Genomic DNA, 23,126 nt, shown 5'->3' on the forward strand with positions numbered 1-23,126 from the left:
TGTAAGGGCGCCACTTACGAAGCAATCAAAATACAATAGAGGAGGAAAAGAAGCGATGAAGACCAAAACCACCACAAGGCTGACGATTCGAATCCAAGCACCAGATGCAGAAAAAACTGTCAGTCAGACCGTCAATCAAGTCATGAATGCTCCAGAGGAGGCTAAGATGTTAGCGTTTGGTGAAGCCATGGCAGGATTTTCTAAGAATGCGTCTTTGGCTGGCGTGGTAGAAACGATCCAGAATGAGTACGTAAAATAACGAAAGGAGAGAAAGCGATGAAAAAGCTTCATGCATTATTTTTGACTAGCGAGGGCAAAAAACACACATTGCAGCCAAAAGTTTTTGATGAAGAGATAACGGCAGAAGCAGCACGAACAGCAATGGAGAATATTACAAAAATCGGTATCTTTGAATCAGATGGTGTCCGTTATTACAATGAGCTGTCTGGCGCCAAAATCGTAGAGACGATTGAGACGCCATTGTTTTGAAATAAGTTGAAGTAGAACGTTCATCAAGAAATGCTCGACAATCAAAAGGGACTGTGCCATAAGTCAGTATCCAACAAGTTAAACCGAATAATAGTCTGTTGCTAGCATAGATTCCTCTGACTTTTGCGACGAGGAGTCCCTGCACCGCAGGAGCAATAATCATTAATGTTCGGCTAGTGTTACTTGTAGGAGACTTATGGCACAGTCCCTTTATTTGGTGACGGCAGTTAATGTACAACGTCCGACAGCCGTTTTCGTGCCATCGGATTGTCTGATCGTAGCTTGCCAAGTTTGGATCTTTCCACCGATTCGATCAGGGACAGCTTCCACAGTAACAGTTCCTTGTTTGACCGCTTTTAAATGATTGACTTGTAGATCAATCGCGGCGGCAAATTGGTCTTCAGCTACGGCTTGATTTGCCCCCAGACTACAAGCTGTTTCAATCAAGACGGCATTGATACCACCGTGCAAAAGACCAAAAGGTTGTTTATGCTGATCGGTGACCACTAAAGATAACCGAACCTGAGTAGCAGTTGTTTCTTCGATCTGGATGCCTAAATAGTCAAGTAAGTTCATAGAGTTCCTCGTTTTCTGAGAATTTGATGATTTGATTATAACAAACGTTTGACAGAAAGCAATTTCTAACGAAATTCGCTCAGAAATGTGTATAATGTAAACATGTGACATAAGGAGGAACCTGTAATGAGAGAATGGAAAACCTTAAAAGAATACGATGAAATTTTATTTGAACAGCATGGTAAAGTGGCGAAGATCACGATCAATCGTCCAGAAGTCCACAATGCCTTTACACCGAAAACGGTGTTTGAAATGATCGATGCTTTTTCAATCAGTCGCGATGAACCTGGCATTGGTGTGATCATTCTAACAGGGGCTGGCGACAAAGCTTTTTGTTCTGGCGGCGACCAAAAAGTTCGCGGACATGGCGGCTATGTTGGTGAAGATCAAGTTCCTCGTCTCAATGTGCTGGACTTGCAACGTTTGATCCGGACATTACCAAAACCGGTAATCGCTATGGTCAAAGGTTGGTCTATTGGAGGCGGAAACGTGCTGCAGCTGGTTTGTGATCTAACGATCGCGGCAGATAATGCGAAATTTGGTCAAACAGGACCGAATGTCGGCAGTTTCGATGGCGGTTACGGTTCAGGCTATCTTGCTCGAACGATTGGCCACAAGAAAGCCAAAGAAGTTTGGTTTATGACGAAACAGTATACAGCAGAAGAAGCTTTAGCAATGAACTGGATCAATACAGTCGTTCCTCTTGATCAAGTGGAAGATGTGACGATGGAATGGGCAGAAACGATGCTGCAAAAAAGCCCATTGGCTTTGCGCATGATCAAAGCCTCAATGAATGCCGATACAGATGGGCTAGCCGGAATCCAACAACTTGCTGGCGATGCGACCTTATTGTATTACACAATGGATGAAGCAAAAGAAGGCCGCGATGCGTTTAAAGAAAAACGTCAGCCTAATTTCGACCAATTCCCTAAATTCCCTTAATGAATGGTAGTTGGCTGCAACGGCAAGCACAACTTCATCCAGAACGACCAGCTTTTTATTGGCAAGATAAAAGCTGGTCGTTTGCTGCCTTGCAAAAAGAAGTCACGGCTTATGCTTGCTATTATGAACATCGGATTCCTCAAACAATCGAGCGAGTAGCGATTTTAAGCAATAACTCTCCTGAGATGTATTTCACGATTTTGGCACTTTGGGAATTAGGAAAACAAATTCAGTTCTTAAACACTCGATTGACTGAAAAAGAGCTGTACTATCAATTAACCGATGCTGCCTGTCAGTGGGTAGTCACCAATCGATCGCTTTCCTTGCCGAGAATCAAGTTCCTGCCTTTTGGCAAATTGCAAGAACGTTTTTTTTCTGCGCCGATTTCGATTTACCAAAAAACACAAGTTGCATCGATCATGTACACTTCTGGCACGACGGGTAATCCCAAAGGAGTGCCTCAAACATTTGGCAATCATTTTGCCAGTGCACAAGCCACGCAGATCAACTTGTCGGTGACTGCTGACGACTGCTGGTGTTGTGTCGTTCCGTTGTATCATATTAGCGGTTTATCAATTTTGTTGCGTTCCTTGATTTTAGGGATCAGTGTTCGATTATATGATCGATTCGATGCGCAGCAAATCGCATCAGACCTAGCTGCTGGTAAAGGAACGGTGCTCTCGTTAGTGACCAAAATGCTGATCGATCTTTTGCCTTTGACTGGAGACAATGGTTACCCTTCATTGCGCTATATTCTTTTAGGTGGTGGTCCGATTGCCAGATCAGTCTTGATGCAATGCCAAGACAAGTGCTTATCAGTTATTCAATCCTATGGGATGACTGAAACTTGTTCGCAAGTCGTTGCTTTGCCTCCAGATAAAGCCGAGGAAAAAATTGGTTCTGCTGGATTACCATTAGCCCAAGTCAATTTGCGGATTCAGTCGCAGTCTTTGAAAGAATCTGTTATCGAAAAAGAAGGAAAACTGGGGGAAATCCAGTTGCAAGGACCTGCGATCGTTACGTGCTATTTGAATGATCGCGGGTTGGAGCAGTGGACGCAGGATGGCTGGTTTGCCACCGGTGATCTTGGCTATTTGGATTCTGAAGGGTATTTGTATGTGGTATCTCGTTTGAGCGAATTGATTATTTCCGGTGGCGAAAATATTTATCCAGCTGAAGTTGAACAGGCATTAGTTAGCCACCCTGCAATTGAAGAAGCGGCAGTGGTGGGCGAGCCAAGTGGAGTGTGGGGACAAGAGCCAGTTGCTTATCTTACACTCAAAGAGCCGATTACATTACCAGAATTGATCGCCTATCTAACCCCACAGCTTGCTCGGTACAAACACCCCCGTCGCTATTATCAAGTAAAAGAAATGCCGCGTACCGCTAGCGGGAAAATAGTAAAGCGTGTATTGCTGACAGAAGAAAGAGTGAACTACATTGAACAGCAAATCAAAGAATGAGTATCAACAAGCATTAGCTGCTGGCAAAAAGGTGTTTAGTCATTATTACCCACTTGCACTTTGTGATTTTGTTCAGTTATATGCTGCTGCCAGTCAATTTATTGGTGAACGTTATTTTTGGCGATCATCAGATCAAGCAACCTGTTTTTTGGGTATCGGCAGTGTGAAACGGTACGCGAACCCATCATTGATTGATTTTGAGCGGCAGCGTCGAAACCTTAAAAAGCAGCATTTTCAACCAAATACGGACCAAATGGCTGCTACATTATTAGGGGCTTTTGCTTTTGATGAACAAAGCCAAGGAGCAGCAGAATGGGGCACAATCGGCAATGGTCTTTTTGTGTTGCCGAAAATTCTTTTTAGAAAAATAAATGATGTGTATGGTGTGATCTTGACCGTCGAAACGAAGGATACGAATGACGTGGAAACGCTGTTCGGACAGTTTGCTGATTTACAACAACTCGTTGAGCAATGGGGAAAACAAGCGCAACAGCCTGTAGGGGCTTGTTTGTTGCAGCAAACAGAATTAGACGTACCACAATGGGTAAAAGCGGTCGATGAGACAGTCGCTGCGATCCGCTCTGCAAAAACGCCTTTGGAGAAGGTTGTTTTAGCTCGGCGAATGAAAATCACTACTAAGAAGGAGATTGATTCCTTTGCGGTGTTGGCCCGTCTTGCAGAGCAACAAACCAATACCTATCTCTTTGCTTTTGAAGACGAGGTTTCGTTTATTGGTGCCACACCGGAGCGCTTGTTAAAGGCGACTGCCAGTCATTTCGAGACAGTCAGCATTGCAGGGTCTGCGCCTCGAGGCAGCACACCAGCAGAAGATCAGCAAATAGCTGATGCATTATTAACTGATCCTAAAAATACCCATGAGCATCAAGTAGTTGTCAATCGCCTGGAGCAGGCGTTGTCTTCCTTATTGGTGGAAGGGTTCCATTCAGAGGTGCGATCGATCATCAAGAATCGCGACATTCAGCACTTATTTGTGCCTTTGTCTGGCAAGCGGAAGCCCGCTGTTTCTTTTTTAGAAGCAGTGGCTAAGCTGCATCCAACACCAGCCCTAGGTGGGGAGCCAAAAGCTGATGCGCTGGCATGGATTCGTAAACACGAACCTGCGCGTCGGGGATTATATGGTGGACCAATCGGGTGGCTAGGTATCCAAGAAGATATCGGAGAATTTGCAGTAGCGATTCGTTCTGGTGTTTTTCATGGGACAGAAGGCATCCTTTACGCAGGATGCGGGATCGTCGCCGATTCTGTTGCAGAAGAAGAGCGCCAAGAGACAGCCTTGAAATTCCAACCTATGCTAAGAGGAGTGATAGAGAATGAATCAGCAAGTCATGACTGACTACTTGTTGGCAGCAATCCATGGGTTTAAAGCCGCTGGAATAAAGCGAGCGGTGATCAGTCCCGGATCGCGGTCGACACCGTTGGCATTGCTTTTGCATCGGGATCCAGAAATCACTTGTTGGATCGATGTCGATGAACGTTCAGCAGCTTTTTTTGCGTTGGGAATGACCAAAGTCGATTTGCAGCCGACACTTTTACTATGTACATCAGGTACTGCTGCAGCCAATTACTATCCAGCAATTTGTGAGGCGGAAGCCACAAATTTGCCATTGATCGTCTTAACTGCTGATCGGCCACCGGAACTACGTGGTGTTGGTGCACCGCAAGCCATGGATCAGCAAAGTCTGTATGCTTCTCATGTAAAAAAAATGGTAGAAATGACTGTGCCGGAGAATACACCCAACATGCTGAAGTACAGCTTTTGGCAGGCTGCCACGACAACGATCGAAGCATTAAAGCAGCCACGTGGTCCCGTACACCTGAATTTTCCTTTGCGGGAACCATTACTGCCTGACTTCACGCGGACTTGTTCGATCCAACAAAATATCGCTTACCTCCCTACACAGCAATCGCTACCTGCAGCTGTATTGACAGAACTGGCACCATTGTTTATGAAAAAAGGGCTCCTAGTGGTGGGTGAAAGTTTGACACCTTCTGAAGCAGAAACGCTGCATGCGCTTGCCAATCATCTTGGCTGGCCGCTAGTGGGGGATCCACTGACAAATTTGGCCACTTGCGGGGAAACGTCGGCTCATTTTCTCCCACAGGCTGATTTGATTTTTCCACAACTAGATGCGGACTTTATTCCCGAAGTCGTTATTCGTTTTGGTCGCTTGCCAGTGACCAAAAATGTCTTGCTTTGGTTAAGCGGTCTGCCGGAAGGCATCGACTGGCTTTTCGTGGATGAATCTGGACAGTGGCAAGATCAATTGCATCGCTCAGCCTTTTTGCTACAGCTTACGATAGAGGATTTTGTGGAGCAAGTAAGCAAGTTGCCTAGCAGACCACAACCAGAATGGTTTCAGCCATGGCAAAAGCTGCAAGCCGTCGCTGAGGAAGCATTGGCAACGACTCATTCTTTAACGGAGTGGAATGAAACTGCTGCTGTACGGATCTTGCAACAAACATTGGGACATGATGCCCAATTGCTCTTAGCAAATAGTAATGCGATCCGCTTTGTTGATCGATACGGAACGGTTACAGGTAGTGCTTACCAAGTATTTGGCAATCGCGGTGTGAATGGTATCGATGGGTTGATATCGACCGTTGCTGGGATCGCAGCTGCCAGCCAAAAACCGACCTATTTATTGATTGGCGATCTAGCTTTCTTTCATGATATGAATGGGCTGCAATTGCTCAAACAATATCAGCTGCCAGTCACGATCATTTTACTGAATAATAACGGTGGGGGGATTTTTTCCTTCTTATCGCAAAATACCTTGTCAGAAAGTGACTTTGTGCCGCTATTTGGCACCCCGTTGGATCTTGACTTTCAGCAAGCTGCAAAACTTTATGGCGCGAAATGGCACGCTCCAGCAACTTTGACTGATTTTGCCTCCCAAATCGAGCAATCATTAACGACGCCTTGTTTTCAGATCATTGAAGTAGTTGGCCTGCAAAAAGATCCTGTGATCGCTTGGCAAGTGTTGCAACAGGAGTTTCAGGAAAGGATCTCCAATGAAAATAAACGTTAACGGTGTGAACTATTTGTATCAGTGGTATCGACCTTATCTGGCTGATCTGCCGACCCTCGTAGTTCTGCACGGATTTACTGGCACTTCAGATTCTTTTCGCCCAGTGTTTGCTCAAGAAACGTCCTTCAATGTCTTAGCAATCGATTTGTTGGGTCATGGTGGTTCCGCCAGTCATGTGCACCCGTTACGCTATGAGATGATTCAGATGGTAACGGATCTGGCAGAATTGGTGGATCGTTTAACGGTTGACCGTTATTATCTTTATGGCTATTCAATGGGTGCTCGTACGGCATTGGCATGGACGGTTGCTTTCCCAGACAAGATCGCTGGCTTGATCATGGAGAGCGGCTCTCCGGGACTGGAATCAGAATCTGCCCGCAGTCTTCGCCGACGCAATGATCAACGTTTGGCGATACGATTGATTCAGCAACCGCTGGTTGACTTTGTTGATTATTGGCAAGAACTGCCATTGTTTGCTAGTCAAAAACGATTACCAAAGGAAATACAGCAGCAAGTACGAGCGACGCGTTTGAGCCAACAGGCGTTTGGTTTGGCGATGAGTTTGTACTATAGCGGAACAGGAACACAACCTAGCTTCTGGCAAAATTTGGCAGACATTCAGTGCCCATTTCTGGTTCTCACTGGAGAATGGGATGAAAAATTTTTCCTGATCGCTAAAAAAATGCAGCAGCAACAACCAGCGTTGACTATCCTCTCGGTGTCAAAAGCCGGTCATTGCGTGCATTTGGAACGTCCAGATGTAGTGGCAAATGAAGTGCATGCTTGGTTGACCGCACACTGATATTGGAAAAGGAGAGCGCGTATGAAAATCGTCAAAGCAGAACGGATTGCTTGTCGACTCCCATTGAGGCAGCCTTTTGAGACGAGTTATGGTCGCTTGACGGAAAAAGCATTTGACCTGCTTGTACTGACCGACCAAGACGGAACCGTAGGTGTTGGAGAATTGGTGGCTTTTCAGCAACCAGATTATATTGAAGAAACGTTGGCTTCAGCTCGAGAAGTCATTAGCAAGTTCTTAATCCCATTGCTGACAGGAAACATCGATCATCCGCGAGATGTTTGGACGTTATTTCAAACAGTTCAAGGAAATTTTATGGCCAAATCAGCAGTTGAAACGGCGATTTGGGATTTATATGGCCGCCAAAAACATTGCAGTCTGACCTCTTTTTATCCTACAACAAGAGACAAGCTTGCTGTAGGGGTCAGTGTGGGGATTCAAGCATCCACAGAACAGCTAGTCGCACAAGTCGCTGATTATGTAGCGCAAGGATATCAGCGAGTAAAAATCAAAATCAAGCCGGGAGTCGACTTAGAGCCGTTGACAGCCGTTCGGGAAACCTTTCCCGAGCTAGTGCTGATGGCTGATGCGAACGGCGCTTATGAAGATCAACCGGAAAAGATTCTCGCATTAGATGAATTGGGGCTGGCAATGATCGAGCAACCGTTGAAGATCCGGGATCTAGTGGGGCATCGCCGTCTGCAGAAGCAGTTAAAGACGCCGCTATGTTTAGATGAAGATATACGTACTGCAGAAGATGTCGCTGTTGTTGCCTCATTAGATAGTTGCCGAGCAATCAATCTAAAAATTCCGCGAGTGGGAGGAATCACCGAAGCGATGCGAATTGTTTCAGCCTGCCAACATTATGGATTGGATGTCTGGCTAGGTGGAATGTTCGAATCAGGAGTGGGACGAGCGTTGAATCTGCAGTTTGCCAGCCAAGCTCCCTTCCACTTCCCTGGTGATCTATCTGCTTCTGATCGTTATTTTTACGATGACATCGTCACTGAACCTGCGAAGATCAAAAATGGCTGTCTTCAGGTGCCTGTTGGTGTGGGAGCGGGCTTCACACTAGATGAAAAGAAAATAGCTGACTATTGTGTTTCCCGTAATCGTTTGTTAGGTTGAACTTTAGAAATAGTTTTTGATCAGCAGATCAATTATCAAGCAGCAAAAAGCACCTTCTCGCTTTTAGTGAGGGTGCTTTTTGCTGTTATTTGGATAAAAGGGCGTGCAAGCGCCTGTTGCTAAGCCTGTTCTTTAAATTCTTTCTCAATTTGCAAACGGCGAACTTTCATTGTTGCTGTACGAGGGATCTTTTCAAAGTCCCAGAGAATTGGCTGATTCAAACGAGGAAGATCTTCTACTGCTTGCCACCAAGCTGTCCAATCCATTTCACGGTTTGGTGCTAAGGCAATGATCGGTTGCGGTGAATTTTCTTTGTCACGAACGATGACCACTTCAGCTAGAAAATCCAATGTATCTAAAAGCAGATCTTCTAAAGCTAAATTACTATCGATGGATTCAATCAGATCCACTTGGCGGTCTTTCAAGAATAAATGGCCTTCTTCATTCATGCTGCCATAATCGCCGCTATCCCACCAATCTCCATAAACATTCTCAGTAAAACGCTGATCTTCTTTATAATAAGTCAATGCCCGTCCTTTGGATAGGAAGTGGATATGTCCGTCTGTATTTGCAGGCAACTCATTGCCGTCAGCATCTGCGATTCGTGCTTTGGTCAAATCGCCTAAACCAATCCCCATATCGCGAGCATCATTTGATTGTATACTTTCTAGCGTATGTGCTTTTAGGATCATTGGGCCGCACTCGCTTTGGCCGTATACTTGCAAGAAGATGGCATCTTGATTGGCAGAAGTTTGTAAGAAAGCTGCCATTGTTTGATTATTGATGGCATCGAATGTGGAGTGATAATACCGTATTCCAGCAAAAGCTTCAGGGTGTTCTTCTGCAACGAATCGCCATTGCACGAAGTTATTTGGGTGTGTCTCTAAGGCAATCGGTGGATTCTCTTTCAACATCCGAACGACGTGAGGACCATTCGCACTAGCAAGAGGCATCATTGGAAAGCCCATAGACATCAAAGAAGAGATCCCAATATTGAAGCGAGAATGAACCGGTGAAATATGGAACGCCACTAATTTTGTTTCTGCGATTTTTGTGAAGACAGTTCGCTGCCACTTTGTCCGCCACCCCATAGAATTGGCCGAGTGACAAATCAATTTTGGTATTCCTGTTGTGCCTGAGGTGTGGGTCATATAAGAAATTTGATCGTGAGGCAATTCGGTTTGGCCAACAGGTTCAGCTGGTTGCAACAATAGATTGCGGACAGCAATCTGCTTGTTCGGGCTGCTGTTTTTGACAGCTGCCACTCGGTTTTCTGTCTCTTCATCAAAAAGGATATAAGGATCTTCTAAGCGGTCAACAAAGACTTCGATCGTTGAAGCTGGAAAATGATAAGAAATCATTGCTGGGACAGCGCCTAAATAAGCAGCAGCTGTAGCTAAAAGATACGTATCAAATTTTGATGATTTATAGATAATGATTTTATCTCCGGCTTGGACGCCAAGGTGGGCAAGTTGATACGCCCGCTTTAAGATTATTTCATGACTTGAATGATATGTGCTGCGGTAACCCAATTCAGGAAAAGCTGGCAAGATCTCATCATGAATGATTGGGACGTCTGGATAAGCCTCCGCCGCATCGCGGTAATTGGTATAAAGATTCAATGGTTGATACGCTAAAATAGACAAAATAACACACTCCTTTAAATTGATGACGGTGTTTTGTTAACTTCGATGGTTAATAAAGTCACCTTTCTCAAACTATGGTTCATTTTAACATAGCGTTTTTTTTAAGAATAGTTACTTTGGGATTTTTTTCACATAACGTCTTAAATCAACTGACTTACAAGCCGGGTAGGGCTATTTTGAGACAATCAAGTTTGATTAGTGATACTCGATTGGTATGTTTTGATTGGCACAAGGGCAACCGAGGATAGTTAGAACAAAAGATTCTATTGCGAACATCAGCAGGACGATAGTTGTCAGTATGTCTTTTTATTGCTATCATGAAAAAAAAGACAAAGGAAGATCCCGATGGCCAAAAAGATACAAAATAAAAAACATGTTTCGCTTCCTCGATACCAGCAGATCGCTGTGGAGATCGCGGAAAGAATCGTGGAAAATCGCTACGAAGTTGGACAAAAGGTTCATGCCCGTTCGACATTAGCCAGTAACTTCAATGTGTCGCCAGAAACAGCCCGTAAAGCAATCAATGTCTTGGTCGATTTGGGGATCATGGATGTCCGTCATGGGAGCGGCGCGTATATTGCCTCAAAAGAAAAGGCGCAATCTTTTTTGGATCAGTACAAAGATGTTCAATCGATCCAAGAGATTCGTAAAGACATTTTAGAAAGCGTTGAACGGCAACAACAAGAGCTGGATAATTTTTCGGAACTATTGAATGTTTTGGTTCGGCAAACGAAAAAAGTGCATAATATGAGCCCTTTTCTGCCATTTGAATTGTTATTGAAAGAAGATGCCCAGCACTTAGAGAAAAGTGTCCACGAGCTGAATATTTGGCAAGTAACGGGAGCAACCATCGTGGCAATCCAAACGGAACAGGAGTTATTGCTCTCACCAGGCCCTTACGCCAAGTTTAGTGCCGGCAATACGATTTATTTTGTCGGAAATGAGTTGGCACTACAACGTATGACGAACTTTTTTTATCCACAAGACTCCGCTAATTGAAGAGCGAAAGATTCCATTTCTAAGAAGAGATGGAATCTTTTTTTGACAAAGTGACCACATGCTGTTAGTATAGTATGGTCACTTTCGTGAAATTTTTCAGAAAAAGGAGTCAGTATAAGTGAGTAAAGTTAAAGTTGCACATTTAACGAAAATCTTTGGCAAGAAGAAGCAACAAGCGTTTGCCATGATTCAAGAACAACGCAGCAAGAATGAAATTCTAGAAAAAACTGGGGCCACTGTTGGCGTCTATGATGTGAATTTTGAAGTCAATGAAGGAGAAATCTTTGTGATTATGGGACTTTCTGGTAGTGGGAAGTCAACCTTGATCCGTTTATTGAATCGGTTGATCGAACCATCCGGTGGGGACATTTATATTGATGGGGAAGACATTGCGAAGATGAGTAAAGAAGAATTACGTGAAGTCCGACGCCATAAGATCAACATGGTTTTCCAAAGCTTTGGTTTGTTCCCTCACCGAACGATTCTTGAGAATACAGAATATGGCTTAGAGGTGCGAGGGGTTCCCAAAGAAGAGCGAGTAGCCAAAGCCGAAAAAGCTTTAGCTAATTCTGGGCTATTATCTTTCAAGGATCAATATCCTGATCAACTGTCTGGTGGGATGCAACAACGGGTTGGTCTGGCGCGAGCATTAGCAAATGATCCAGAGATCTTATTGATGGACGAAGCATTCTCAGCGTTAGATCCGTTGATTCGTCGTGAAATGCAAGATGAGTTGTTAGAATTACAAGCCAATGTCCAAAAGACAATTATTTTTATCACTCATGATTTGAATGAAGCCTTGCGAATTGGTGATCGCATTGCTTTGATGAAAGATGGACAAATCATGCAAATTGGGACAGGAGAAGAGATTCTGACCAATCCTGCGAACCAATATGTGAGAGATTTCGTCGAAGATGTCGATCGCTCGAAAGTTTTGACGGCTCAAAACATCATGGTACCAGCACTAACGACAAATATCGAAATCGATGGGCCAAGCGTTGCGCTAAATCGAATGCGTAAAGAGGAAGTTAGTATGTTGCTGGCGGTAGACAAAAAACGTCATCTAAAAGGTAGTTTGACAGCTGAGTCGGCTCGCGAAGCACGCAAAAACAATTTGACCCTAAAAGAAGTCATCGATAAAAATGTACAAAAAATCGACAAAGATATGCTAGTGACGGATATTTTCAATTTAATTTATGATTCCCCGACACCGTTAGCGGTGGTTGAAAATGATCGTCTGATCGGTGTAGTTATTCGAGGCAGTGTGATCGAAGCACTGGCAGAAACGGATTCATCAGTGACAGAGGAAGGAGTGGTCGTCAATGGGTAATTTTCTTCAACAAACGATTCCAGTTGCTGATTGGGTAGAGTCCTTTACAGATTGGCTAACAGGAACTTTTAGTGGGCTCTTTTCCGCATTGCAGTCTTTTGGTCAGTTCGTGATGGATGGAATGACCAATACTTTGCTTTTTGTGCCACCACTAGTCATGATCTTGCTGCTGACAATCGCTGCATTTTTTGTTTCAAGTAAAAAATGGGGGCTGACGGCATTTACATTTGTCGGGCTACTGTTTATCTACAATCAAGGTTTGTGGACTGATTTGATGAATACTGTCACATTGGTTCTGCTCTCTAGTCTGGTATCGATCATTATCGGTATTCCCCTCGGAATCTTAATGGCAAAAAGCGAAAAGGCGCAAAGCATCGTTACGCCAATCTTAGATTTCATGCAAACGATGCCTGGCTTCGTCTATCTGATCCCAGCAGTCGCTTTCTTTGGGATCGGCATGGTACCAGGGGTTTTTGCCTCAGTGATTTTTGCATTGCCGCCGACTGTACGGATGACTAATTTAGGAATCCGTCAAATTTCTCGTGAATTAGTCGAAGCTTCGGATTCCTTTGGGGGAACTGGCTGGCAGAAATTGGTCAAGTTAGAATTGCCATTAGCGAAAAGTACGATTTTAGCAGGTGTCAATCAAACCACGATGCTTGCTCTTTCAATGGTAGTGATTGCTTCGATGATCGGTGCCCCTGGTCTTGGACGAGGTGTCCTATCTGCACTGCAGCGGGCACAAGTCGGAAATGGATTTGTTAGTGGGGTTTCATTAGTGATCTTAGCGATCATTATGGATCGGTTTACCCAAAACTTGAATAAACCCGCTCATAAGAAAAAAGCCGTGTCCGCGAAAAGCCGCAAGCAAAAACGTCTCTTTGGCGGGATCGCTGCCGCAGCTGTTGTTGCGCTGATTGGTGCTTCTGTAGCTTTTGGTCGTGTTTCAGACAATAAAGGAACAGTCAACTTAGCATATGTCGAATGGGATACAGAAGTGGCTTCCACTCATGTGGTAGCTGAAGTGTTAAAAGAAATGGGCTATGAAGTCAAGACGACACCATTAGACAATGCGATCATGTGGGAATCTGTGGCTAAAGGCGAAGTTGACGGGATGGTAGCTGCCTGGTTGCCTTCAACTCATCAAGCTCAATATGAACAATATAAAGACCAAGTAGAAAATCTAGGACCAAACTTAGAGGGAGCTAAACTGGGAATTGCAGTTCCTAGCTACATGGCAGTTGACTCTATCGCAGATCTATCGGATGAGGCAGGAAAAACGATCACGGGAATTGAACCAGGTGCAGGTGTGGTCGCTGCTGCTGAAAATACAGTTGCAACATATGATAATCTTTCTGATTGGAATGTGGCGACATCTTCTTCCGGGGCAATGACTGTGGCGTTAGGACAAGCCATCAAGAATAAAGAAGACATTGTGATCACTGGCTGGTCGCCTCACTGGATGTTTGCAAAATATGATTTGAAATATCTAGATGATCCTGAAGGAACGATGGGAGAAGCGGAGAGTATCAATACGATGGTACGCCAAGGATTAGCTGATGATCTGCCAGAAGTTTATGAAGTACTGGATAAATTCAATTGGACACAAGAAGATATGGAAGAAGTCATGCTGGCAATCAACGATGGAACTTCTGCTGAAGATGCTGCAAAAGATTGGGTAACCAATCACCCAGAAGAAGTGGCAGCTTGGACGAAGTAAGTCAATGAAGCATGAAAGGATCAGATAAATAAACAAAAAAAGAAAGTTTCGCATCTAGACTCGGTGGCCGAGTTCAGGTGTGAGACTTTCGTTTTTTTCACTGTCTACTGACTGTCTACTGACTGTCTACTGATAGTAGCCAGCAATTTTTTGTGCTTTTTCAGTATTGGCGAAATGCAGTTTGGTATACTTCGCTAATAAAGGCATTCCGCCTTTTTGCAAAAGCTGAGCAGCGACCTGATCGGATTTGCTGCCGGCACCCGAAGGAAGCTGTAATCCAACTTCTTGTGAGGCCTTCTCTAGTTCCTCCAGAAAAACAGTGCGGCATAGAATGGAGGCCGCAGCCACTGCTAAATGATATTGCTCCCCTTTTGTTGCAAAAAACAATTTTTCTGTGATTTGATTTTTTTCTGATTTTAGATAGGTACGGTAATTTTTTTCGCTAGTGAATTGATCAATCAAGATGGCATCCGGTGTTTTTGGTGCGATTTTTTGCAACAGTAGCCGAATGGCTTGATTGTGTAGCGCAACTTTCATTCGAACGGTGTTGTATTTAGGTTGGATCTCATTGTATTTAGTTGGTTCAACTGTCAGTAATTGATAAGGCACAAGTTTTTTTATTTTTGGGGCCATTGCCCGAATTTGTGGATCAGTCAACATTTTGGAGTCTTTGACACCTAATGCTTTCAATGCGGGTAGCTGATCTTTACTGGCATAGACAGCGCAAACGACTAAAGGACCAAAATAACTGCCATTGCCAACTTCATCACTACCAACGACACTCCACTGTGAAAAGTCAGCAGGCAAGGAGGATGAAGGAGCCTTGTTGTTCGTATTTGCTGTTTTGGACAAGTCGGCGGAATTGCTCCAACGAGCTGCTTCAGCTTCTGCACCACTGCCTTGAAACATCACTTTACCAGAAGTATAAGCGGTGATGGTCGTTTGTTCTTTTTTGGCAACAAACACGGTATAAGGAACTTTTTTATTCAACAGCGCTTGCTGATAGAAGTTCATCATTTCTGCGATAGTTTTTTGAGATACTTTAATGACGATATTACTCATTGTCTTCCTCCGATATACATACTGGTTATTTGAATAGAACATCTTCTTAGATTCTACCATAGGTAAAAATTTTACGAAGCCTCTTTCTAAAAAAACGATTGGCATGGAAATTACACTAGAAATCACGTATAATAGGTAGGAGTTTGCGATACGCGTGCAGAAAGTGATAAAATAGTACAGAACAGCAATGGGAGGAATCTTTCCTATGACGGAGCAAAAGAAACGTTATAAAGCAGTAATCGCCAATCAAAGCTACACGATTATTGGGCGTGAAAGTAAACAACATATGGATATGGTAACGAAATTAGTCAATGACCAATTGACAGAAATCATGGGGCTGTCTTCTCAAGTCGATAAAGAGCAAGCAGCAATTCTATTAGCAATCAATGCGATTTCTGATCAGTTGAAAAAACAAGAGCAAGTATTAAGTTTGCAAAATAAGGTAGAAGAGTTACGCAGTCAAGCGATTAAGGCGACCGAACTAGAGAATCGGATTAAGCGAATCGAAGCGATTGAGTCTGAAGCGCGCCAAGTATTGGATGAGACAGGTCGCGGAGATGTGGAGATCCATAATCATGTGGAGGCTCAACAAATACTAAATGAACAACGTAAGCGCAAAATCCAAGAAAAAGCAGCTCATGGTTAAGTAGGCGCGGAAAGGACTCTGAAATGATAGGATTTTTGGTTCTGATTCTTTTGTTAGCGGCATTTTATGGTGGCGCGCGGCGAGGGACTTCATTGCAGCTGGTCTCCGTTTTAGGATACCTTTTTTCTTTTTTAGTTGCAGTGGCAAATTACCAAGCTTTGGCAAAAAAAATTGAATTATATGTTCCTTATATGTCTGTGACCGCAGACTCAAAGTTGGTCTTTTATAACCTAGATCTTGCTCTAGACCTAGACAAAGCGTACTATGCAGCTGTCGCTTTTATTATGATCCTTTTTGCTGGCTGGTTAGTGACAAAATTGATTTGCATTTTTGCAAATGGACTGCGTTTCAAACGTCTGCGTTTTTTGAAAGGCTATGATTGGGTCGTAGCAGGGATCTTGAATACGCTATTAGTTTATCTGAATATCTATTTCTTTTTTATGATCCTCTCGATGATTCCTTTAGCGACTATCCAAAATTTGTTTGATAAGAGCAGCACGGCACACTTTATCGTTGAAAGTTCGCCAATCATTTCTGATTACTTTTACCGTTTGTGGATCACTAATGTGATTGGTTAGTATAAGGCAGCTGGTCATTAGACCCATGCTGCTTTTTTTCTTAAGTAAAAAAATGAAAAAGTAGGTGAGACTATGAATAAAAAAATTCTTGATGTTTTAGCTTTCGATCAAGTAAAACAATTGGTTGGGCAGTATCTAGTGACCGCCCAAGGGAAAGAAGAATTAGCTCAATTAGCGCCATCAGCAGATGCTCAGCAAATTTCCACTTGGCTGGCTGAAACAGAAGATGCGTTAAAAGTACAGCGATTGCGGGGCGGTATTCCTGTACCAAAAATTGAAAATATTCGTCCGCAAATGAAGCGAATCGAAATCGGAGCGGACCTGAATGGTTTAGAATTAGCGCAAGTAGGTCGAGTGTTGGTGACAGCCAATGAATTGAAGCGTTTCTTTGAAGATCTATCAGACAGCGAAATCGAGTTCGAGCGACTGTATGAATGGGAAAAGCAGTTAGTAACGCTGCCCACGCTTAGCCGTCGCCTGAAAGAAGCAGTGGATGAAGACGGTCGGTTGACTGACGAAGCATCTCCAGAGCTACGTGTCATTCGACAAAATATTCGTCGTTCTGAACGAACGATCAGAGAAACGTTAGATAGTCTCGTACGTGGCGGAAATGCCAAGTATTTGAGCGATACCATTGTCACGATGCGAAATGAGCGTTATGTGATTCCGGTGAAGCAAGAATATCGTGGCGTGTTTGGCGGGGTCGTGCATGATCAGAGTTCTTCTGGGCAGACATTATTTATTGAACCAAAACAAGTGGTGGATCAGAATAATCGACTGCGCCAACATCAAATCGCTGAGCGTACGGAGATTGAACGAATCTTAGCGGAACTTTCTGCAGAGCTAGCTCCTTATCAACGCGAAATTCTGCACAACGCCTATGTGATCGGGATGATGGACTTCATGAATGCCAAAGCACGTTTTGGGAAAGAATTGCAGGCAATCGTGCCGGCTATCAATACAGATAATCATGTCGTTTTCAAACAAGCACGTCATCCGCTGATCGATCAAGAAAAAGTCGTACCGAATGATATTGCTATTGGTGAAGACTATCAAGCGGTGGTAATTACCGGTCCGAATACTGGTGGGAAAACAATCACCTTGAAGACGCTGGGATTGCTTCAAATCATGGGCCAATCTGGATTGCCGATTTTAGTCGATGAAGAGAGCCAAATGGGCATTTTTCAAGAAATTTTTGCTGATATTGGGGATGAGCAATCCATCGAACAAAGTTTATCTACCTTCTCTTCTCACATGACGACGATCGTCGATGTTCTCAAAAAAGTGGACCATACAAGTTTAGTTTTATTCGATGAACTGGGAGCTGGGACCGATCCGCAAGAAGGCGCGGCGTTAGCGATTGCTATTCTTGATGAACTTGGTGCACGCTCTGCCTATGTGATGGCGACGACTCATTATCCGGAATTGAAAGTGTACGGTTACAATCGTGCCAATACCATCAATGCTTCAATGGAGTTTGATGTCGATACCCTAAGCCCAACATATCGTTTGCTGATCGGTGTGCCTGGTCGCAGTAATGCTTTTGAAATCTCCAAACGTCTGGGCTTGGACACCCAGATCATTGAGCAAGCCAAGCAAATCATGGATGGCGAAAGTCAGGACTTGAATGAGATGATCGCCGACTTAGAAAACCGGCGCAAGATGACCGAAACAGAGTATTTGGAAATGCGGCATTATGTAGAAGAAGCGGAACGGCTGCAAAAAGAATTGAAACAAGCATATAACTTTTTCTTTGAAGAACGCGAAGCAGAACTAGCAAAAGCCCGCAAGAAAGCAAATCAAATCGTTGAAGAAGCAAAAGAGGAATCGGAAAAAATCATTTCGGATATCCGCAACATGCAATTGAGCAGCGGACAGAGCCATGTCAAAGAACATGAGTTGATCGCAGCCCGCACAAAATTGTCTGATCTTCATCAAGAAGAACATTTGCAAAAGAACAAGGTCTTGCAAAAAGCCAAAGCTGCGAAAACATTGAAGGTCGGCGATGAAGTGTTAGTTACTTCCTATGGTCAGCGAGGAACTTTGATCAAAAAGATGGGACAATCACAATGGCAAGTGCAATTGGGAATCTTAAAAATGACGCTGCCTGAATCAGATCTACAGCCGGCAGCACCTGTCAAAGAACCTGTGCAGCGCGTCGTTCATACCGTCCGTTCAGCGGAGTCTTCGCATGTTCCTAATCAGCTGGATCTTCGTGGCAAACGCTATGAAGAGGCATTGAATGAAGTTGATCAGTATCTCGATGCGGCGATTCTTGCTGGTTACCCACAAGTGACGATCGTTCACGGAAAAGGGACGGGGGCATTACGGCAAGGAATTACGGAATATTTGAAAAATCATCGTAGTGTCAAAAGTTTTGAGTTTGCACCGGCAAATCAAGGTGGCAATGGGGCGACCATCGTAAAATTTAAATAATCGTTAAGGCTTCTTACCTTTTGTAAGCAGAGGATTTCAAAAAAGCACGTGAACATGCTATACTTTTTTTAGCAATCAAATGGAGGCGAACAATATGGCAAAAGAAATTACAGATAAAACTTTTTCAGAAGAAACCGATAAAGGCTTAGTCCTTATTGATTTTTGGGCAACATGGTGCGGTCCATGTCGGATGCAAGCACCAATCTTGGAACAATTAGCAAATGAATATGAAGAAGACGAATTAAAAATCGTCAAAATGGATGTGGATGAAAATCCTGAAACGCCAGCTTCATTTGGTATCATGTCGATCCCTACGCTATTGTTGAAAAAAGATGGTCAAGTGGTAGATAAAGCCGTTGGTGTTCATACCAAAGATCAATTGAAAGAAATGGTAGCAAGCCACATGTAAGAAAATTTTATAGTAAGCAGCGATCTTAAACGATCGCTGCTTTTTTTTGAGTAGTTTTAAGCGAGGATTTATTCTTGCAATGGTATAATGAAAGTGTGAATATGGGGAGCGTTTACTTTCTATGGAGTGCTTTTATTTGAAAAGGGGGATGAAAAATGAAAAAGAATAGAGGATGGGGGTACCGGCTGCTCTGTATCATTTCCTTGGTCAGTGCACCGCTTGTATCTGCAGGTGCGACCTACGCGGAAACAATTGATACAGGAACTTCTTCAGCCAATCAAGTCACCGAATCAACCACCAATACCAGTAGGACGACAACCGAAACGACTGACTCAACAACTGCGACATCGTCTACAATAGACACGTCAACTTCCGAAGCGAGTAGCAACAGTTCGACTGATAGCTTTGGGGAAACAACTACAAGTAGTTCAGAAATAACTGTTTCTTCCACAGAAGAAACGGATACTTCAGAAGCGAATCCAGTCATCACTGTTAAGGAATTAGCCAATTCAAATCGCTATGTTAAAATCAACACTTTCACAGCGACTACAACGGAGTCGCAAGCAATGGATAGTCGTCAGGTTTTATATACCCTCAATCAATCGCAACTAACAGCCACAGGATCAATTACTGAACTTGCGGGTCACGTTTATAAAAGTGTCAAACAGTACCAAGATACAGCGACGAAAAAGAAGTATAGTGAACTACTTGATGAACAGAATCACGTGATTGGTATTGTTGAAGCAGAGTCTGTCACGACAGCAGATGGGGTGTTTCAGTCAGAAAAAAAATATGCTACTGTTCAAAGTGGCAATTATCCTTTATGGGAGTCAATTTTTTTTGATAAACAGTTAGGCACGACAAAAACAATCAATCAACAAACGTTTCAAGTAAAAGAAAGTTTCAAACACGGAAACGGCTCGACCTATTATGCTCTGTACACGGATAAGAACCAATTTATTGGTTGGATTAATGCCAAAGGAGCCGCGGATGCCAAATCACCTGGAGGCATATGGCAATCTGAATCAAAATACGCCACGATCATCAGTGGCAACTACACATTATGGCAAAATTTTGATTGGTCAGCCAAAAAAGGAACGACAGCTGCTTTGAATGGAAAGACTGTCAAAGCCACAGGAAAATACCGCCATGTTAATGGTGCAACGTATTATTCGTTGTATGACAATAAGAACAAGTGGTTAGGTTATATCAACGCTGCCGGTGTCAAAACGACCACAAATGCACAGGGAGCTTACCAGGCTTACGGTAAATATGTTACTCTAACAAAGAAAAATTATACAATTTGGGGTAATTTTAACTGGTCGAGCAAAAAGAACACTACCTCTTCATTGTATGGAAAAACTTACCAGGCTAAAGGAAAATATGAACATTGGAACGGATCAACTTACTACTCATTGTCTGATTCTACTGGCAAATGGATCGGTTATTTGAATGCTGAAGCCGCTACTGTGGCTAATAATCAAGGTGGCATATGGCAGAGTGAAAACAAGACGATCCGGATGAAAAGTAAGAACTATACATTGTGGCAAGATTTGAATTTTTCTAAGAAGAAAGCTTCGAGTGGCAATTATATGAACAAAAATATCAAAGTCACCGGAAAATATCAGCATTATAACGGTGCGACCTATTACTCATTGTATTTAAACAATACATGGATCGGCTATATCAATGCTACAGGTGTCACAAATGCTCATGTAATCCATTCGCAGAGCAATATTAGCCGTTATGTGATCGTCAACAATGCCAGCGGGAATTTTCTGAATGCTGCTGATCCTAACAGCAGCAAATTAGGAAAAAAGAGTAATTATAAAGGGTATATGGCGAAAGCAACCAAATTAGCCAAAACGAGTGATGGCAATTATCTGTATCTGGTTTCACCAGCAGGGAAAATCGGGTGGATCAAAGAGAATCAGACGTATAGCGTGAATGATAAATTCTGGATGTACACTACTGGTGGCAAGTACCCCTCGCTAAATGTCAAAAATTTAAACATTCATGTGTCCATCAGTAAGCAGCGAGTTTACATTAAGTCAGGCGACAAAGTCATTTATACCATGCTTTGTTCCACGGGGACAGTTTTTACGCCGACACCGTTAGGTAATTTTAGAATTCAGCAGGAGAAAGGCTCCGCCTTTTCAGGAGCGGCTTATTACCGTTCTTTCAAAGATCATGGTGTCTATCTATTCCATACCGTTCCAACAAGCATTGCTTGGTCAACCAATTCATTTAGTTCGGTGGAAGGCAAAAAACTAGGACAGCGAGCTTCTCATGGCTGTATTCGATTAGCAGTCCCTGATGCTAAATGGTTCTATTACAACATACCTTACAACACTCCCGTAAAAATCGTTAACTGATTCTAGCTGCTGCATCCTTTGAATAAGGATGCAGCAGTTTTTTTGTAGCGAAAAGAGTTGTTGATTTGCACTTCACTGTAATTAGAGTTGAAAGTTTTTATCTTCTGAATAGAGATCAAGGCCTTTTTGATATTTTACTTTTTGATATTTTGATAGAAGTTAGATTTGTAAAGTGGGGCAATTGACTAAAAACTGCCCTTTGAAAGCTGTGTCGCCCGTTTGGGAAAAGGATTTCTCTTTTGAATGACTGACATGTCCGTTCGAAGCTTGATAGGGAGCATCAATCTCGAATCCCTAGTTGCTAACTAAGGTAAGTATAAAGCGGTCAACTAAGTGTAAATAGTTCTGAAATACGCCGATAGATAATCAGAAAACTACCCAAATCCGGGAGAAAATTGCTTACAAAAAGAGATTGACACTTATTATATCATTCGATAATATATCAATAAGTGATATAGTTTCCTAGGATGGGGGAAAACACATGGATGAACCATTGACCGATTCAACTTATTTGATTTTGTTAGCTTTATTAAAGCCAAAACATGGCTATGTGATCATGAAGCAAATCAATGAATTAAGCCAAGGTACCTATGAAATCGGTCCGGCAACAATGTATACTATATTGAAAAAATTGACCAAAAATGAAATGATCAGTTTAGAAGAGACGACAGATCGTAAAAAAATCTATCAGATCACAGCCAAAGGAAAAACGGCTTTAGAAAAGGACATTCAGCGACGAAAACATTTCTTTGAGATTGGTGAACAGATTATGGGTGAGTTGGGGGGACTGGCAGATGAGCAAACGTAAGACAAAATATTTGTATTCATTAGGTGTTGCCTATTATCCAGAAAAAGAAATGATGCGGCTGCAAGAGCAAGCAGCAAAAGGTTGGCAGTTTGTGCATATGAATCAGTTCGGTTTTTTGAAGTTTATTCAAAGCCAACCACAAGAGAAGAAGTTTGCTGTCGATTTTTTTCAAGGAGACAAATCTGATGTTGATGAATACTTGGCAATGTATGAAGCCGGCGGATGGGAGTATATTAGTTCCTACAAAAACCGTTACTACTATTTTCAGGCTCCTTTAGAGACACCAGCTATTTTTAGTGATCAGCAAAGCTATCAAGAACGAATCGATAGTGAGGCACGCTATCTTATGAAACGTTCTTTTGGCATAACAGGTGTTGGCTTGGTTATTCTGCTTTTGATTTATCTCCTCGCTCGCTGGCTAGTACTTACCTATAATGAGATACTAGGTTTCTCATATGGTGTTGCAGTTGGGCTGATTTGTGCGCCTCTTATCATCGGTGTGGTGTCATTTCTCATGCGTCGCTTGTACAAGAACCGCGCCTCTTTTTACAAAGAACCAGAGAAACTAGCTAAGCGGCAACACGTGTTACGGGATACGCTGCTCTTTATGGGAGTCGGCGCATTAATTGGAGGAATTATCGGCTTTTTAGCCGGTTATTTATACTAACTT

Annotated in this window: 21 protein-coding genes; 18 read left to right on the forward strand and 3 right to left on the reverse strand. The window is 43.1% G+C overall.

The window, feature by feature from the left end:
• Positions 1 to 55 precede the first annotated feature (55 nt).
• Both HED61_RS05665 and HED61_RS05670 read left to right on the forward strand, forming a co-directional pair.
• The gene (locus tag HED61_RS05665; protein WP_003127523.1) at positions 56 to 259 is read left to right on the forward strand and encodes a hypothetical protein; all 204 of its coding nucleotides are present in this window, start codon (positions 56 to 58) and stop codon (positions 257 to 259) included.
• Positions 260 to 276: 17 nt separating this feature from the next.
• Entirely contained in the window at positions 277 to 489 is a 213-nt protein-coding gene (locus HED61_RS05670) for a DUF2922 domain-containing protein (protein WP_003127524.1), read from the forward strand.
• Between the two features lie 210 nt (positions 490 to 699).
• Here the strand turns inward: HED61_RS05670 and HED61_RS05675 are convergent, their stop codons facing one another.
• Complete coding sequence (locus tag HED61_RS05675) at positions 700 to 1,065, reverse strand: PaaI family thioesterase (RefSeq protein ID WP_003127525.1); 366 nt, start codon at positions 1,063 to 1,065, stop codon at positions 700 to 702.
• Positions 1,066 to 1,191: 126 nt separating this feature from the next.
• On the opposite strand from HED61_RS05675, the gene menB reads away from it, so the two are divergent.
• From menB to menC, 6 genes are read left to right on the forward strand one after another with little or no spacing between them, the layout of a single operon-like run.
• Positions 1,192 to 2,007 carry a 1,4-dihydroxy-2-naphthoyl-CoA synthase gene (gene menB, locus HED61_RS05680; protein WP_003127527.1) on the forward strand — a complete coding sequence of 272 codons (816 nt, stop codon included), beginning with the start codon at positions 1,192 to 1,194 and terminating at the stop codon, positions 2,005 to 2,007.
• Positions 2,007 to 3,470: an o-succinylbenzoate--CoA ligase gene (gene menE, locus HED61_RS05685; RefSeq protein WP_003127528.1), complete on the forward strand. Its 1,464-nt coding sequence runs from the start codon at positions 2,007 to 2,009 to the stop codon at positions 3,468 to 3,470. The genes menB and menE overlap by 1 nt, the downstream gene beginning before the upstream one ends.
• The gene (locus tag HED61_RS05690) at positions 3,448 to 4,824 is read left to right on the forward strand and encodes an isochorismate synthase (RefSeq protein ID WP_219645185.1); all 1,377 of its coding nucleotides are present in this window, start codon (positions 3,448 to 3,450) and stop codon (positions 4,822 to 4,824) included. The genes menE and HED61_RS05690 overlap by 23 nt, the downstream gene beginning before the upstream one ends.
• Positions 4,802 to 6,520 (forward strand): 2-succinyl-5-enolpyruvyl-6-hydroxy-3-cyclohexene-1-carboxylic-acid synthase, encoded by a 1,719-nt coding sequence (menD, locus tag HED61_RS05695; protein ID WP_219645184.1) that lies wholly within the window; start codon positions 4,802 to 4,804, stop codon positions 6,518 to 6,520. The genes HED61_RS05690 and menD overlap by 23 nt, the downstream gene beginning before the upstream one ends.
• Positions 6,504 to 7,322 carry a 2-succinyl-6-hydroxy-2,4-cyclohexadiene-1-carboxylate synthase gene (gene menH, locus HED61_RS05700; RefSeq protein ID WP_103300634.1) on the forward strand — a complete coding sequence of 273 codons (819 nt, stop codon included), beginning with the start codon at positions 6,504 to 6,506 and terminating at the stop codon, positions 7,320 to 7,322. The genes menD and menH overlap by 17 nt, the downstream gene beginning before the upstream one ends.
• A gap of 21 nt (positions 7,323 to 7,343) precedes the next feature.
• Positions 7,344 to 8,447: an o-succinylbenzoate synthase gene (gene menC / locus HED61_RS05705; RefSeq protein WP_219645183.1), complete on the forward strand. Its 1,104-nt coding sequence runs from the start codon at positions 7,344 to 7,346 to the stop codon at positions 8,445 to 8,447.
• Between the two features lie 119 nt (positions 8,448 to 8,566).
• Here the strand turns inward: menC and HED61_RS05710 are convergent, their stop codons facing one another.
• Positions 8,567 to 10,093 carry an AMP-binding protein gene (locus tag HED61_RS05710; RefSeq protein WP_003127533.1) on the reverse strand — a complete coding sequence of 509 codons (1,527 nt, stop codon included), beginning with the start codon at positions 10,091 to 10,093 and terminating at the stop codon, positions 8,567 to 8,569.
• Between the two features lie 345 nt (positions 10,094 to 10,438).
• Between HED61_RS05710 and HED61_RS05715 the strand changes: the two genes are divergently transcribed.
• The 3 genes from HED61_RS05715 to HED61_RS05725 all read left to right on the forward strand — a co-directional run bounded on the left by HED61_RS05715 (position 10,439) and on the right by HED61_RS05725 (position 14,142).
• Positions 10,439 to 11,092, forward strand: a complete 654-nt coding sequence (locus HED61_RS05715) for a GntR family transcriptional regulator (RefSeq protein ID WP_003127534.1) — start codon at positions 10,439 to 10,441, stop codon at positions 11,090 to 11,092.
• A 118-nt stretch (positions 11,093 to 11,210) separates the two neighbouring features.
• Positions 11,211 to 12,422 (forward strand): quaternary amine ABC transporter ATP-binding protein, encoded by a 1,212-nt coding sequence (locus HED61_RS05720; protein WP_003127535.1) that lies wholly within the window; start codon positions 11,211 to 11,213, stop codon positions 12,420 to 12,422.
• Positions 12,415 to 14,142 carry an ABC transporter permease/substrate binding protein gene (locus tag HED61_RS05725; protein WP_005471796.1) on the forward strand — a complete coding sequence of 576 codons (1,728 nt, stop codon included), beginning with the start codon at positions 12,415 to 12,417 and terminating at the stop codon, positions 14,140 to 14,142. Before HED61_RS05720 ends, HED61_RS05725 begins: the two co-directional genes overlap by 8 nt.
• A gap of 126 nt (positions 14,143 to 14,268) precedes the next feature.
• Here the strand turns inward: HED61_RS05725 and rnhC are convergent, their stop codons facing one another.
• Positions 14,269 to 15,204, reverse strand: a complete 936-nt coding sequence (gene rnhC, locus HED61_RS05730) for a ribonuclease HIII (RefSeq protein WP_138371618.1) — start codon at positions 15,202 to 15,204, stop codon at positions 14,269 to 14,271.
• A 205-nt stretch (positions 15,205 to 15,409) separates the two neighbouring features.
• On the opposite strand from rnhC, the gene zapA reads away from it, so the two are divergent.
• From zapA to HED61_RS05765, 7 genes are all read left to right on the forward strand, one after another.
• A complete protein-coding gene (zapA, locus tag HED61_RS05735) occupies positions 15,410 to 15,850 on the forward strand; it encodes a cell division protein ZapA (protein WP_003127539.1) in 441 nt (146 codons plus the stop codon).
• 23 nt (positions 15,851 to 15,873) lie between these two features.
• Positions 15,874 to 16,428: a CvpA family protein gene (locus HED61_RS05740; protein WP_219645182.1), complete on the forward strand. Its 555-nt coding sequence runs from the start codon at positions 15,874 to 15,876 to the stop codon at positions 16,426 to 16,428.
• 72 nt (positions 16,429 to 16,500) lie between these two features.
• On the forward strand, positions 16,501 to 18,864 hold the full coding sequence (locus tag HED61_RS05745; protein ID WP_005471799.1) for an endonuclease MutS2: 2,364 nt from the start codon (positions 16,501 to 16,503) through the stop codon (positions 18,862 to 18,864).
• Positions 18,865 to 18,958: 94 nt separating this feature from the next.
• A complete protein-coding gene (gene trxA, locus HED61_RS05750) occupies positions 18,959 to 19,273 on the forward strand; it encodes a thioredoxin (RefSeq protein ID WP_021149372.1) in 315 nt (104 codons plus the stop codon).
• A 155-nt stretch (positions 19,274 to 19,428) separates the two neighbouring features.
• Positions 19,429 to 21,648, forward strand: a complete 2,220-nt coding sequence (locus tag HED61_RS05755; protein ID WP_219645181.1) for a L,D-transpeptidase family protein — start codon at positions 19,429 to 19,431, stop codon at positions 21,646 to 21,648.
• Positions 21,649 to 22,129: 481 nt separating this feature from the next.
• Entirely contained in the window at positions 22,130 to 22,456 is a 327-nt protein-coding gene (locus HED61_RS05760; RefSeq protein WP_003127545.1) for a PadR family transcriptional regulator, read from the forward strand.
• Positions 22,443 to 23,123 carry a DUF2812 domain-containing protein gene (locus HED61_RS05765; protein ID WP_103300638.1) on the forward strand — a complete coding sequence of 227 codons (681 nt, stop codon included), beginning with the start codon at positions 22,443 to 22,445 and terminating at the stop codon, positions 23,121 to 23,123. The genes HED61_RS05760 and HED61_RS05765 overlap by 14 nt, the downstream gene beginning before the upstream one ends.
• Positions 23,124 to 23,126: the final 3 nt, after the last annotated feature.

The organism is Enterococcus gallinarum (assembly GCF_021496385.1).
Taxonomy (GTDB): Bacteria; Bacillota; Bacilli; order Lactobacillales; family Enterococcaceae; genus Enterococcus_D; species Enterococcus_D gallinarum.

Excerpts from the sequence above, each read along its gene's own strand:
- HED61_RS05665 (WP_003127523.1), top strand. The coding sequence starts at position 56 with ATGAAGACCAAAACCACCACAAGGCTGACGATTCGAATCCAAGCACCA.
- HED61_RS05670 (WP_003127524.1), top strand. The coding sequence starts at position 277 with ATGAAAAAGCTTCATGCATTATTTTTGACTAGCGAGGGCAAAAAACAC.
- HED61_RS05675 (WP_003127525.1), bottom strand. The coding sequence starts at position 1,065 with ATGAACTTACTTGACTATTTAGGCATCCAGATCGAAGAAACAACTGCT.
- menB (WP_003127527.1), top strand. The coding sequence starts at position 1,192 with ATGAGAGAATGGAAAACCTTAAAAGAATACGATGAAATTTTATTTGAA.
- menE (WP_003127528.1), top strand. The coding sequence starts at position 2,007 with ATGAATGGTAGTTGGCTGCAACGGCAAGCACAACTTCATCCAGAACGA.
- menD (WP_219645184.1), top strand. The coding sequence starts at position 4,802 with ATGAATCAGCAAGTCATGACTGACTACTTGTTGGCAGCAATCCATGGG.
- menH (WP_103300634.1), top strand. The coding sequence starts at position 6,504 with ATGAAAATAAACGTTAACGGTGTGAACTATTTGTATCAGTGGTATCGA.
- menC (WP_219645183.1), top strand. The coding sequence starts at position 7,344 with ATGAAAATCGTCAAAGCAGAACGGATTGCTTGTCGACTCCCATTGAGG.
- HED61_RS05715 (WP_003127534.1), top strand. The coding sequence starts at position 10,439 with ATGGCCAAAAAGATACAAAATAAAAAACATGTTTCGCTTCCTCGATAC.
- HED61_RS05725 (WP_005471796.1), top strand. The coding sequence starts at position 12,415 with ATGGGTAATTTTCTTCAACAAACGATTCCAGTTGCTGATTGGGTAGAG.
- rnhC (WP_138371618.1), bottom strand. The coding sequence starts at position 15,204 with ATGAGTAATATCGTCATTAAAGTATCTCAAAAAACTATCGCAGAAATG.
- zapA (WP_003127539.1), top strand. The coding sequence starts at position 15,410 with ATGACGGAGCAAAAGAAACGTTATAAAGCAGTAATCGCCAATCAAAGC.
- HED61_RS05740 (WP_219645182.1), top strand. The coding sequence starts at position 15,874 with ATGATAGGATTTTTGGTTCTGATTCTTTTGTTAGCGGCATTTTATGGT.
- HED61_RS05745 (WP_005471799.1), top strand. The coding sequence starts at position 16,501 with ATGAATAAAAAAATTCTTGATGTTTTAGCTTTCGATCAAGTAAAACAA.
- trxA (WP_021149372.1), top strand. The coding sequence starts at position 18,959 with ATGGCAAAAGAAATTACAGATAAAACTTTTTCAGAAGAAACCGATAAA.
- HED61_RS05755 (WP_219645181.1), top strand. The coding sequence starts at position 19,429 with ATGAAAAAGAATAGAGGATGGGGGTACCGGCTGCTCTGTATCATTTCC.
- HED61_RS05760 (WP_003127545.1), top strand. The coding sequence starts at position 22,130 with ATGGATGAACCATTGACCGATTCAACTTATTTGATTTTGTTAGCTTTA.
- HED61_RS05765 (WP_103300638.1), top strand. The coding sequence starts at position 22,443 with ATGAGCAAACGTAAGACAAAATATTTGTATTCATTAGGTGTTGCCTAT.